Consider the following 12,608-nt stretch of genomic DNA (forward strand, 5'->3'; position numbering starts at 1 on the left):
GTTGCCGCTCTCGATCGTGTGCGCACTATCGTCGCCGAAGTCCTCGAAGTCGAAAGCGTGGAGGCTGACGCCGGTTTCTACGACGACCTGGCGGCGGACTCCCTGGAGAAGGTCGAGATCATCGTGCGGGTGGGGCGCGAGTTCGACCTCGAGATCAGCCCCGACGAGGCCGCCGAAGTGACGTCGTCCTCCAGCATGGTGGCGCTGCTGCGCGCCAAGGGGAAGGCGGCCTGATGGCGACGCCCATGGAACGGGCCCCCGTGCGTTCCGGCGTGGTGGTGACGGGAATCGGCGCCGTGTCGCCGGCCGGGCTGGGGCGCCGGGCGCTGTGGGAGGCGGTCCGCACGGGCCGGGTGACGACAGGTCCCGTCACCCGCTTCGACACCTCCCGCCACCCCTCGGACCGCGCCGGGGAGGTCCCGCCGGCCGCGCTGTCACAGCTCGACTCCCTCGTGCCGCCGCACCGTTCGCTCGCGGCGCGCTTCCTGGCCGCCGCCGCGGCCGAGGCGGCGCACGTCGCAGGACTTTCCGACGACGGTCACCGCACCGGGGTCTTCGCCGGGACGGTCATGGCCACCAGGCCGGTCCTCGACCACGGCATCACCCCTGAGGGGCTGACACCCGAAGGCACCGACTGGGCCGAACCGGAACGGCTGCTCGATCTGCTGCCCCAGGCGGTGGCCTTCGACGGGCCCGTGGTGCAGCTGGCCTCCGGCTGCTCCGTCGGCGGCGACGCCGTGGCCTGCGGGGCCGACGCGATCGCCGACGGAGAGGTGGACGTCGCGATCTGCGGCGGAGCCGAGGAGCTTTCCCAGGAGGTGTTCGCCATGTTCACCACGTTGCGGGCGCTCGCCCCCGACGTGCCCCGCCCCTTCGACGCGGACCGGCTCGGCATGCAGCCCGCCGAGGGCGCCGCCGTCCTGATTTTGGAAAGCGCTGCGCACTGCGCCGCACGAGGCGCTGTGCCGCTGGCCGTGCTTTTGGCGCACGGCGCCGCCGCCGACGCCTACCACCTCACCCGGCCGCGGCCGACCGGTGACGCTCTGGTCCGGGCGATCGGCACCTGCCTGGCGGACGCGGGCCGCTCGCCGGAGAGCGTGGACTGGGTGTGCGCTCACGGCACCGGTACCCCCGCGAGCGACGGCGTCGAGGCACGGGCGATCGCCTCCGCCCTCGGTGGGCCCGGGCGGCGCAAGCCCGCCGTGTCCTCCCTCAAGGGTGTGCTCGGCCACACCCAGGGCGCGGCAGGAGTCCTCGAAGCGGTGGTGGCGGTGATGGCGCTGGCCGCGGGCCACCTCCCGGGCAACGCCACCCTCCGCGACGCCGATCCGGCCTGCGCGGGCCTCGACCTGGTGCCGCCCTCGGGCCGCCCGGCCTCCCTAGCCACCGTGCTCAGTCTCGCCTTCGGACTTGGTGGCGGAGTGTCGGCACTTCTGCTCGGCGCGGTCGGGAGTGACGATGCGGCCTGACACCGTCGTACGGACCGCCCCGGGCGCCCCCGCACGCCGGACGACGGCAGCCGTGGCAGGGATCGGAGTCCGGCTGCCGGGTGCGACACGTCTCACCGGTCTGCTCCTACCCTCCTCTCTCCGCGCCTTCGCGCACGAGGCACCCGAGCACAAGCAGGCGCTCGCCGCGGCCACCGCCGCCGTATCAGCCGCGTCGCCCCGCACCCCGGGGACCGCTGGTGCGACCGCCACTGTCTGGGCCTCGTCCACCGCGGGTCTGGCCGCCTACGCGGAGACCTGCGCGGACATCCCCAAGGCGGGGCCCGGCCGGGTCTCCCCGCGGCGCACCGCGCATTCCGCGTTCACCGCGCCCGCGACGGCGATCTCCGTGGGGCTCGGCCTTGACGGGCCGTACCTGAACCTGACCGGCCGCCAGGACGCGGGCGCCCACGCCGTCACCGAAGCGGTCCGGATGCTGAGGCGCGACCGGTGCGTGCGCGTCGTGGTCGGAGGGTCCGCCGCCACGTCCGTCTGGCGGACCGGCCCCGACGGTGACCCGGCGGAGGCGGCCCTGTGCATGGTGCTCCAGCGGAACGCCCCGGGCGGGCGGGAAACAGCTATCAGGCCGGTGCACAGGGCCCGTTGGGCCCGGCACGGCATCAATGCGTTCGTCCATTCCTGCCTGGCACGCATGGACGGGCCGGCGGACCGGCTGGTCCTGTCCGCGTCGGCCGCCGACGCCCCTGCCCCGGATGTCCTGGCCCCGCTGTGCGCCGCGCCGCCGCTGCGCGTCGAGGAACGGTTCGGCGACTTGGGGGCCGCCGGCGGCGTCGCCGCCGTCATCGCCGCTGTCGCCCTGACGGCGGACCACAGCTGCGCGGAACAACCGGGCTCGCGCGTCCTCGCGCTGGCCCTCGGCAGCGGCAACGCCGTTGCCGTGGAAGTGACGTCCCCGAGGAAGGGTCCGCGATGAAACTGGTGGAACTACTGGTGGGCAAGCACGTGCGGGCAGGTGCGGGGGACCGCGTCAGCCATGTGGACCCCGACGTCGGCGAGGTGACCTACGCGCGGCTCCACGACGCCGTGACCGGCTACGCGGGCGCGCTGCGCGAGCGGGGCGTGCCCGTGGGCACCCGGGCGCTGGTGGTGGCCGACGACTCGGTGGCGACCACCGCGGCGATCCTGGGCCTGTGGTGGCACGGGTGTGTGCCCGTGCCGGTCAGCCCCGCGCTGTCCGACCCCGAGCTGCGCTTCATGGCCGCCGACTGCGAGGCCGGGTTCGCGCACTTCGACTTCCCGAACGCCTCCCGGCGCGAGCTGGGCGACCACATAAATGGCCTGCCCCGCAGCACAGGTGACGAAGTCCGTACGGTCTTCGGAGGCGCCCCCGACACCAAGGTGTACGCCCCCGAGGCGGCGGCCGACGAGGCCGACTGGGCCGCCCGGCAGCCCGCGCTGATCCAGTACACCTCGGGCAGCACCGGCTCGCCCAAGGGTGTGCTGCACGCCGCCACCGGCATCGAGGCCGTCGCCGCTTCGGTCGGCTCGCTGGCCGGGCTCGGCCCCGAGGACGTGGTGCTCTCCACCGCCAAGGTGTCCTTCGGCTACGGCTTCGGGAACTCCGTCATCCTGCCGCTCGCCGCGGGCGCCCGCACCGTGGTGCTGCGCGGCGGCGTCGACGCGCACGCGGTCCACAGCGCGCTGCGCCGCCACCGGCCGACCGTGCTGTTCTCCGTACCCAGGATGTACGTCGCGCTGCTCGCGCTCACCGCCGCCCACGGCACCGATGCGATCGCCTCGCTGCGGCTCGCGGTCACCGCGGGTGAGCACTGCCCGGCCGCGCTCGCCGAACAGGTGCGCGAGAAGTTGGGGGTGCCGCTGATCAACGGTCTGGGCGCCACCGAGGCCCTGCACATCGTCGTCGCCACCCCGCCCGCAGCCGCCACCGCGGGAGCGACGGGCCGTCCGGTCACGGGCGTCAGCGCGACCGTCAGGGACAAGGACGGCGCACCGCTCCCGGACGGCGCCGAAGGCGTGCTGCACGTGGCCGGGCCCTGCGTGGCGCTCGGTTACCTCAACCGGACCGAGGCCACCCGCCGCACCTTCGCCGACGGCGGCGCGTACACTGGCGACATCGTGCGACGCGACGAGGCGGGCGACTTCTGGTACCTGTGCCGCGCGGACGACCTGCTGAACATGGGCGGCTACAAGGTGGCTCCCAGCGAGATAGAGGCGGTCGTGCGCGAGGCCGTCGAGGTGGCGGAGTGCGCGGTCGTGGCCGTGAGCGACGAGAACGGACTCGACCAGGCGGTGGCCTACGCCGTTCCCGCGCCGGGCGTCGACCCCAGCGTCGTCCGCAAGGCGATCCTCACCCTCCTGCGCTCCCGCCTCGCGCCCTTCAAGCGCCCGGCCAGGGTCGAGGTGATCGACGTCCTGCCCACCACGTCCACCGGAAAGCTCGCCCGCAACCGTTTGCGGGAGTCCGCGGGCCGGGCGGCGGGGGAGGGACGATGAGCTGGGACATCACGGGCCTGGGCGCCGTGGCGAGCATCGGCGACAACCCGCGCGCCGTCTACGACGCGCTGTGCGCGGGCCGCAGCGGCCTCGCCGGCCTGCGCGCCTTCGACCGGGAGAAGTACCGGGCGAAGCAGGCGTACGAGATCGACGACCGCGGCCGGGACGGCGCCGACCGTCCGCTGCGTGCCACCCGATGGCTGGAGACCGCGGTCGAACAGGCCCTCACCGACGCTGGCCTGGACTCCGTGGACGGCGACATTCCCGTCCTCGTGGGGACGACCCTGAGGGAACAGCGCTCGGCGGAACTGTGGTGGCGCGACGGGGCACCGCTGACCATGCGGGACCTGCACTTCGGCAGCGCGCTGCGGGACCGGTTCGCCACCGTGCGCAGCTACACGTTCGCCAACGCCTGCGCGGCCACGCTGTACACACTCGGCATGGCCACCGACATGATCGAGCTCGGGCAGGCGGACACCGTCGTGGTGGCGGGCAGCGACTCGATCGCGGAGAGCGCCTTCGGGACGCTCGACCGGGTGCAGAACGAGACGCCGCGCGCCCTGCGGCCGTTCGACCGGGCTCGGGCGGGCATGCTGATGGGTGAGGGCTCGGCCGCCGTGGTCGTGCAACGAACGGGCTTGTCCCGCAAGGGAGTTCACGCCGTCGTGCGCGGGGTCAGCATGAACTGCGACGCCTCGCACCCCACCGCGCCCGACGCGACGGCCATCTCCTGGGCCATCAAGGACGCGCACCGCAGGGCCGGACTCAAGGCGGACGAGATCGACCTGGTCATGCTGCACGGCAGCGGCACCCAGCTCAACGACTCGGCCGAGGCGACCGCGCTGTCGCGGGTTTTCGAAGGCGCCGGCGCAGGTCCCCTGCTGACCGCCGTCAAATCCATGACCGGGCACACCCTGGGCGGCTCCGGGCTCCTCAGCCTGATCACCGCGGCCTTCGCCCTGCGCGAGGGCGTGGTCCCGGCCGTGCTGGGACTGACCGACCCGATCGAGGAGGCGGCCGGCCTGCGGCTGGTCCGCGACACGGCCGCCACCGCCCGGATGTCCACCGCACAGATCAACGCGTTCGGCTTCGGCGGCATCAACGCCGTGGCCGTCCTGGAGAAGGGGGACCGCCCGTGACCGCGCGCCATGAAGTGGGCGGGGTGAAATCCGTCGTGATCACCGGCGTGGGCACCGCCATCCCAGGTGTGCGGGAAGCCGCCGACCTCCTCGCTCCCGGCGCCCACGACGGGGGATTCGACCCCGACACCGGCCTCAAAGGCCGGGAGATGCGGCACAAGGACCGTGCCTCGCGCCTCGCCCTTCGGGCCGTCGCCCCCGCGCTGCGCCAGGCCGGCCTGCTGTCCGACGACGGCGAGAGGTACACCGGGCCCGGTGACACCACAGCCGTGGTGATCTCCACCAACCTCGGCAACCTCGACAGCGTCTGCGACTTCGTCGACACCATTGCCGCGCACACGGTCACCGGACTGAGCCCGCTCGGCCTGCCGCACACGTCGTCCAACGTGATCGCGGGATGGATCGCCATCCGGTACGGGATGCGCGGGCCCAACCTCACCGTCTGCAACGGGGCCACCAGCGGGGCCGACGCCCTGCACTGGGCGCACAACCTGCTCGCCGCGCGCAGGGCCGACACGGTCGTCGTCATCGGCGTCGAGCCGCACACCGAACCCGCCGCCAGGCTGCTGGACGACGGCTCCGGGCGCAGTCCGCTCGACGGGGCGGTGGCGCTCGTCCTGGAGTCCTCCGAACGCGTCGCGGCACGCGGCGCCCGCCCGCTGGCCGTACTGGAGCGCAGCGTACGAGCCGCGGACTCCGCCACCGCCCGCGCCCACGCGCTGCACGGCGAGAGCGCCCTCGCGGCAGGACTGTGGCTGGGGTTGGCCGAGGACGCCGCGACGGCCTCCGCGGTCGACCTCACCGCACGGCTCGGCCACTGCTCGGGGGCGCTCGGCGTCCTCCAAGCCGCTGCCGGCGTCGCCCATCTCGCCGCGGGAGGCCCCGGACCCGTACTGGCCACCAGCGGCGGAGGAGCCACGGACGATGCGGCTGCCGCACTGGTGCTCACCGGAGCCGGTGAGGTGCCGTGAGCCGGCGTGCAGGGTCGGGCCGCCGAGTGGTCGTCACCGGCCTCGGAGCGATCTCCCCTCTGGGCTCGGGCGTGTCCGCCTTCTGGAAGGGGCTCGCCTCCAAAGGCGCCGCGCCGAGGCCCGTTGTGGACCCGGACGCCCGGATGGCCAACCGGCTGATGTACCTGGTGCCCGCGGCCGACGTGCCCGAAGGTCCCGAGCGGCACGCTCACGTCGAGCTCGCCGCGGGCCCCCGCATGGCGATCGCCGCCGCTCGCGAAGCGGTGGCGGACGCCGGCCTCGACGAGGCGCAGCGCGAACGTCTCAGCGTGGTGCTCGGCGTGGAGATGGGCAACGCAGGACAGCACGAGGCCCGGCGGTCCGCCGAGCGGGGCGCGCCGTCGCGCCGGGCCGCCGGCAGGTGGTCGCCGATGACGGTGACCTGCGCCGCCGTATCGGCCGCGATCGGTGCCACCGGCGGCAGCACCAGCTTCGGCAATGCCTGCGCGGCCAGCGGCTACGCGGCGGCCGTCGCCGCGGACATGATCCGCGCGGGCGAGGCGGACGTGGTCCTGACCGGCGGCGCCGAAGGCCCGACCCGGGTGGGCATGGGCGTCTTCAACCGCATCGGCGCGGCCGACCCGGTCGCCTGCCGGCCCTTCGCGACGGACCGGCAGGGAACCCTCTTCGGTGACGGCGCGGCGATGCTGGTGCTCGAAGCGGCCGAGCACGCCGAGGCCCGGGGGGCGAAGGTGTACGCGGAACTGTCGGCCGCCGCGTTCAGCTGCGACGCCCACCACCCCACCGCACCCGACCCCGGCGGAGTCCAGGCCGTGCGCGGCATGCGCGGGGCCCTCGCCGAGGCGGGCCTGCGGCCCGACCAGGTAGGGGGAGTGGTACCGCACGGAACGGGGACACCGCTCAACGACGTCGTGGAGAGCGAGGCACTGCGCGAGGTGTTCGGTGCGCACTGCGACGAACTCCCCCTGTTCAGCCTCAAGGCGATGATCGGGCACACGGCGGGAGTCGCGGGCGCGTTCGGTGTGCTGACGGCGGCACTGATGCTGCACCACGGGCAGGTCCCGGCCAACGCGCCCGTCTCCGCGCAGGATCCGCGCTGCGCGGTATGGCTGCCGCAGGACGGGCCGGTGCCGTTGAGCGCGCCCTCGGTGCTGGTCAACGCCTACGCCTTCGGCGGCAACAACGTGTCGCTTGTCCTGTCGGCCGCGCCGGGAGCGGACGCGGGGCACCGGGACCGAGAGGTCAGGGCCCTACGGGAGAGGCCTGCGGAAGGGATGGTCCTGTCATGAGCACCTTGAACGTGCTCGGAGTGGGCGTCTGCCTGCCGGGCACCGACAAACCCACCGAGGCGCTGTCCTCCGTCATCACTGGCGGTCCCGGCCCCGGCTGGCTCGACGTGGCCGCCGCGCTGCCGGGCCGAGGCTACAAGCGGCTGCCCCCGGGCTGCCAGTACCTGCTCGCGGCCACCGCCAACGCGCAGGCGGACGCCGACGGGGCGCTGTTCGCCGTGCCCGCCGACCGCCGTGGGATCGTCGTGGGCACGAACAACGCGGGCATGGCGCTGCTGGACGAGCAAGACCGGACGATCATCGACGCGGGGGCGGACGCCATCGCCCCGCTGAGCGCGCCGTACTTCGCGATGAGTCTGTTCGCGTCCCGGCTCGCCACGGAGCACCAGGTCAACGGCTTCACACTCACCGTCAACTCGCCGCGCACCGCGGCCCTGGACGCGCTCGCCGCCGGCGCGAGGGCGCTGGCCGCCGGCCGGGCCGACGCCCTGGTCGTCGGCGCGACCGAGGAGACGCTGCCGGACTGCGAACCGGGCGCCGACAGCAGTGACACCGGAGCCGTCGCGTTGATCTGCGCCCGCCCGGACGCGCGGTCCCCAGCACCCTCGTACGGGACCGTGCGGGTCCGCACCGCCTTCCTGGCACCCGGCGCCACCGCGCACCGCGCACTGGAGAACGCGTGGCGCGACCTCACCGCGGACACCGACGGGCCCCCGAGGGTCGATGCGATCGTCGACGATTCGCCCGTGGGGGAAGCCGTCCTGGCCTGGCTCGGCAACCGGTGCGCGGACCTCGCGTCCTTCCCGGCGGGCGTCGGAGCGCTCACCCCGATGCGCCACCTCGTTGCGGCGCTCGCCGCCCGCGAGGGACGACACAGGATCCTCGTGACGGCCGCGGCGGAGGGCAACGTGGCATTCGCCCGGCTGGACGCCCCCCTGCCCACAACCCCCCTCCACCCCCAGCAGAACCCCCAGCAGAACCCCCAGCAGAACCCCCAGCAGAAAGGGAACCGGACATGATCACGGATATCCAGGGATCCTGGTCCCTCGTCCTGGGCGTCTCCAGCGGCTTCGGCCGGGCCGTCGCCGCAGCGCTCGCGGAACGCGGCGGCAACGTCATAGGTGTCCACTTCGACACCGCCGACGGTGCGGAGGCCGCCGCCAAATTCGAGGCCGAACTGCGCGAAACCGGAGTGTCCGCGCACTTCTTCAACCTCAACGCGGCGAGCGCGAGTACCCGCAGGGAGGTGGTCGCGCGGGCCGTCGAACTCACCGGCGGCAAGGGCATCCGCATCCTGCTGCACTCGCTGGCGTTCGGCTCGCTGCTACCGTTCGCGACCGCTCCGGACGGTCCGCAGGACCAGGAGACGGTCAACTCGCGGCAGTTGGCGATGACCCTCGACGTCATGGCCAACAGCCTCGTCTACTGGACCCAGGACCTGCTCGCCGCGGACCTGCTCGGCCGAGGCGCGAAGATCTACGGCATGACCAGCGCGGGCAGCACCCGGGTCCTGGACAGCTACGGTCCGGTGTCCGCGGCCAAGGCGGCCCTGGAAGCCCATCTGCGTCAGCTGGCCGTGGAACTGGCACCACGTGGCATCGCGGCCAACGCCCTGCGTGCGGGCACCACGCTCACGCCGGCTCTGGAGAAGATCCCCGGCAGCGCCGCGTACGCCGAGGTGTGCCGCACCCGCAACCCGCACCAGCGGCTGACGGAGCCCGAGGACGTCGCCGAGGCGATCGTCTTGCTCTCGATGTCCGACTCGTCGTGGCTCACCGGCAACGTCATCGGCATCGACGGCGGAGAAATCCTCACCGCCTGACCATCCGTCACCCATCCCTCAGCGACACCCCCAGCATCCAGTACATCCCTACGTAAGGAAGTCACCACATGTCCGAGAACACCGCTGTCGCCGTCGACACCGAGGAACTGCGTTCGCTCGTCGCCGACGCCCTGGAGCTCCCCGCCGAAGAGGTGACCGACGAGGCTCATTTCGTCGAGGACCTTCAGGTCGACTCGCTGATGGCCCTGGAGATCGTCGTCAACCTGGAGAAGAAGTACGGCATCAAGGTGGACGAGTCCGACTTCAAGCAGGTCTCCAATTTGCTCCAGGTGCGCGCGCTGGTCGACTCCAAGCGCAAGTAGCCGTCGCAGGCCCGTGCTCGTGGGGCCCCGCGCCTTTCCGCGAGGCCCCACGAGCACGGCCCGCACCCTTCGTCTCCGACTGCCCCGCAGAGGCACCCGGGAGACCGATCCGCAAGTCCATCGAAAGGCAGCAGCATCATGACTGACGGCGCACGACCGGTCGCTCTCGTCACCGGAGGCTCCCGCGGCATAGGACGAGCGGTGGCCACCCGGCTCGCCCGCGACGGCTTCGACGTGGCCCTGTGCTACCGCTTTGACACCGACGCGGCCGAGCAGGTCGCCAAGGAGGTCACCGAACTGGGCGCACGGGTCCTGACCGGGGCGCTCGACGTCGCCGACCCGGCCGCGGCCCGCGCGTTCGTCACCCGGGCCGAGGAAGAGCTCGGCCCGTTGGACGCGGTGGTCACCAGCGCCGGCATCGTGCGCGACAACCCGCTGGTCCTCATGGAGGACGATCAATGGCGTGACGTCATCGGCACCAACCTGGACGGCACGTACAGCATCTGCCGCGCCTCGGTCTTCTCCTTCATGAAGCGGCGCACCGGCACCATCGTGACGATGTCCTCCGTGGCGGGGGTGTACGGCAACGCCACCCAGACCAACTACGCGGCGTCCAAGGCCGGCATCATCGGCTTCTCGCGCTCGCTCGCCAAGGAGGTGGGCCGGTACGGGATCCGGGTCAACTCCGTCGCTCCCGGCCTCATCGAGACCGACATGACCGCCGACATGTCCGACGCCGCCAAGAAGCAGATCCTGGACAGGATTCCGCTGCGTCGCTTCGGGACGGCCGACGAGGTCGCCGACCTGGTCTCCTTCCTGGTGTCGCCGCGGGCCGCGTACATCAGCGGCCAGGTGTTCGGCATCGACGGAGGGCTGGTGGTGTGAGCGGCAGCAGCGTTACGAACCCCCGCGACGCGGCCCACCGAGGGCCCGTGGCGTGCGACCGGGCGCCACGCGCGGGGACATGGAGTCCAAGGACGCCCCGATCGGCGCCGTGGCGCTCAGGGACGTGGGCATGAGCGACCGGACGGGCGCGGTGCTCGCCGCCCCCCTCGACGCCCTGCGCGCCGCGTACACCGCGTTCCACCCGCCCCGAACCGAACGCCGCCGCCGCCCCGAACAGTTCGGACTGAAGGCGCGGGAGGTGGCCATCCCCGCGGGCAGGGGCGGCCGGACCCTCGCGGGCTGGTACTGCCCGGGAGAGCGCACGGACCGGGTGGCGCTGCTCGGCCACGGGCTCGGTCTGGACAAGTCCCGCAGCCTGCCCTACGCACGGGCCCTGCACCAGTCCGGTCATTCGGTGCTGCTGTTCGACTACCGCAACCACGGCGACAGCTTCCGGGACCGCGGATTCACCGGCTTCGACCGGAAGTTCGCCCAGGACACCGTCGCCGCCGCCCGCTGCACCGCTGCCCTGACCGGCGGCGCCCGCCCCCGGCTCATCCTGTACGGCTTCTCGCTGTCCTCGTTCGCCATGTTGCGCGCGCTGCGGACGCTGCACCGGGACGTCGACGCGGTGGTCTGCGACAGCGGCCCCGCCTGCGACCCCCCGGCGATCTCTCCCAACCTGCTGCGCGAGGGCCTGCTGACGCTGCCGGAGCGTTCCCGTGACGGAAGGGCGGCCACCGTCGCCGAACGGTCCTTCGAACTGTTCAACCACCTCACCATCGGCGGCACCCAGTGGCCGCCCGCGCCGACCGCGCCCGGGTACGCCACCACCCCGATGCTGTTCATCGGTGGCGGCGCGGACACCGTGGTACCCGCCGGTGAGATCCTGGCTCTCGCGCGCCGATACCCGCACGCCCGGACTCTCGTGCTCCCCGAGGCCCGTCATCTGCGCGGCCTGTGGACCGACAAGGAGCGCTACACCTCGACCGTCCTGGAATTCCTGGACAGCGCACGCGCCCGGACCGGGAGCTCCCCGCAGGCGGTCACCGAACCCACCAGGACGGTGCACCGATGAGACTCGGACTGAACCTGCGCTACCTAGGCCCCCTCGGCGCGGGCGCCGACCCCAGGACCTCCGCCCGCTACGTACAGGAGGCGGAACGACTCGACTACGCGGTGGCCTGGACGGCCGAGGCCTTCAGCTCGGACGCCGTGTCCCTGCTCGGCTACCTCGCCGCGCAGACCAGCCGCATCGGCCTCGGCACGGCCGCCATGCAGATTCCGGCCCGCAGCCCCGCCATGACCGCGATGACCGCGACCACCCTCGACATCCTCTCCGAGGGCCGCTTCCGGCTCGGCCTCGGCGTTTCGGGACCCCAGGTCGCCGAGGGCTGGCACGGCGCCCGCTTCGACAGGCCGCTGGCGCGCACCCGCGAGTACCTGGACATCGTCCGCATGGCGCTGCGCAGGGAGGACGTCGTGTACGACGGCGCCCATTACCAGCTCCCGCTGCCCGACGGGCCGGGCAAACCGCTGCGCCTGGGCACCCGGCCGCGCCGCAAGGACGTGCCGCTCTACCTGGCGGCCGTCGGCCCGCGCAACGTAGAGCTGGCAGGAGAGGTCGCCGACGGCTGGCTCTCGGTCTTCTTCCAGCCCGAGACCATCGCCGAGCATCTGCCGCTGCTCCGGGCGGGGGGTGCGCGGGCGGGCCGGGATCTGACGGGGTTCGACGTCGTGTCCTCGATGCCCGCCGTGGTCGGCGACGACGTCGCCGACTGCGCCGACCGGGTCCGCATGTACACCGCGCACTATCTGGGCGGCATGGGCTCGCGCAAGGAGAACTTCTACAACCGTCTTGCCGCCCGCATGGGTTACCCGGATGCCGCGCGCCGCGTCCAGGAGCTGTACCTGGAGGGCCGTCCGCGCGAGGCCGCCGCTGCGATACCCCAGGAGTTCCTGGAACGCACGTGTCTGCTGGGCCCCGTCGAGCGGATAGCCGATCTCCTGCGGGAGCACGCCGAGGCGGGAGTCACCACGCTCTCCGCGATGATCTTCCCCACGGACCCGGAGGACGGCCTGCGGACCCTGCGCTCACTCGCCGACGCCCTGAGCAAGGCAGGCGTCGGCTGACCCCGTACGGCCGGCGCCCCGTGCCGCCGGACACCGTACGCCGCGCTTCCCCGCGCGGACTCCCGACGTCCGACCCGGACCTCC

Annotated in this window: 13 protein-coding genes; all 13 read left to right on the forward strand. The window is 73.1% G+C overall.

Translation table 11 applies throughout. The annotated features are described in order from the left end of the window. The first annotated feature begins 18 nt into the window (after positions 1–18). The gene (locus tag ACFYM2_RS25360; RefSeq protein ID WP_358996927.1) at positions 19–234 is read left to right on the forward strand and encodes a phosphopantetheine-binding protein; all 216 of its coding nucleotides are present in this window, start codon (positions 19–21) and stop codon (positions 232–234) included. Then, entirely contained in the window at positions 234–1,469 is a 1,236-nt protein-coding gene (locus ACFYM2_RS25365; protein ID WP_388839355.1) for a beta-ketoacyl synthase N-terminal-like domain-containing protein, read from the forward strand. Before ACFYM2_RS25360 ends, ACFYM2_RS25365 begins: the two co-directional genes overlap by 1 nt. Beyond that, positions 1,459–2,421 carry a beta-ketoacyl synthase N-terminal-like domain-containing protein gene (locus tag ACFYM2_RS25370; protein ID WP_388839358.1) on the forward strand — a complete coding sequence of 321 codons (963 nt, stop codon included), beginning with the start codon at positions 1,459–1,461 and terminating at the stop codon, positions 2,419–2,421. Before ACFYM2_RS25365 ends, ACFYM2_RS25370 begins: the two co-directional genes overlap by 11 nt. Further along, positions 2,418–3,962, forward strand: a complete 1,545-nt coding sequence (locus tag ACFYM2_RS25375) for a class I adenylate-forming enzyme family protein (protein WP_388839361.1) — start codon at positions 2,418–2,420, stop codon at positions 3,960–3,962. Before ACFYM2_RS25370 ends, ACFYM2_RS25375 begins: the two co-directional genes overlap by 4 nt. Next, positions 3,959–5,101 (forward strand): beta-ketoacyl-[acyl-carrier-protein] synthase family protein, encoded by a 1,143-nt coding sequence (locus ACFYM2_RS25380; protein ID WP_388839364.1) that lies wholly within the window; start codon positions 3,959–3,961, stop codon positions 5,099–5,101. Before ACFYM2_RS25375 ends, ACFYM2_RS25380 begins: the two co-directional genes overlap by 4 nt. After that, entirely contained in the window at positions 5,098–6,072 is a 975-nt protein-coding gene (locus ACFYM2_RS25385; RefSeq protein ID WP_388839367.1) for a beta-ketoacyl synthase N-terminal-like domain-containing protein, read from the forward strand. Before ACFYM2_RS25380 ends, ACFYM2_RS25385 begins: the two co-directional genes overlap by 4 nt. After that, positions 6,069–7,361 carry a beta-ketoacyl-[acyl-carrier-protein] synthase family protein gene (locus ACFYM2_RS25390; protein ID WP_358996910.1) on the forward strand — a complete coding sequence of 431 codons (1,293 nt, stop codon included), beginning with the start codon at positions 6,069–6,071 and terminating at the stop codon, positions 7,359–7,361. The genes ACFYM2_RS25385 and ACFYM2_RS25390 overlap by 4 nt, the downstream gene beginning before the upstream one ends. Further along, entirely contained in the window at positions 7,358–8,380 is a 1,023-nt protein-coding gene (locus tag ACFYM2_RS25395) for a beta-ketoacyl synthase N-terminal-like domain-containing protein (RefSeq protein ID WP_388839371.1), read from the forward strand. Before ACFYM2_RS25390 ends, ACFYM2_RS25395 begins: the two co-directional genes overlap by 4 nt. Then, positions 8,377–9,183, forward strand: a complete 807-nt coding sequence (locus ACFYM2_RS25400; protein WP_358996904.1) for an SDR family oxidoreductase — start codon at positions 8,377–8,379, stop codon at positions 9,181–9,183. The genes ACFYM2_RS25395 and ACFYM2_RS25400 overlap by 4 nt, the downstream gene beginning before the upstream one ends. A gap of 68 nt (positions 9,184–9,251) precedes the next feature. Next, the gene (locus ACFYM2_RS25405) at positions 9,252–9,506 is read left to right on the forward strand and encodes an acyl carrier protein (RefSeq protein WP_350228281.1); all 255 of its coding nucleotides are present in this window, start codon (positions 9,252–9,254) and stop codon (positions 9,504–9,506) included. A gap of 138 nt (positions 9,507–9,644) precedes the next feature. Further along, entirely contained in the window at positions 9,645–10,391 is a 747-nt protein-coding gene (fabG, locus tag ACFYM2_RS25410; RefSeq protein WP_388839374.1) for a 3-oxoacyl-[acyl-carrier-protein] reductase, read from the forward strand. Positions 10,392–10,470: 79 nt separating this feature from the next. Then, entirely contained in the window at positions 10,471–11,469 is a 999-nt protein-coding gene (locus tag ACFYM2_RS25415; RefSeq protein ID WP_388461698.1) for an alpha/beta hydrolase, read from the forward strand. Beyond that, positions 11,466–12,524 (forward strand): LLM class F420-dependent oxidoreductase, encoded by a 1,059-nt coding sequence (locus ACFYM2_RS25420; protein ID WP_388839377.1) that lies wholly within the window; start codon positions 11,466–11,468, stop codon positions 12,522–12,524. Before ACFYM2_RS25415 ends, ACFYM2_RS25420 begins: the two co-directional genes overlap by 4 nt. Positions 12,525–12,608: the final 84 nt, after the last annotated feature.

It is taken from the genome of Streptomyces sp. NPDC006711 (assembly GCF_042869775.1).
Taxonomy (GTDB): Bacteria; Actinomycetota; Actinomycetes; order Streptomycetales; family Streptomycetaceae; genus Streptomyces.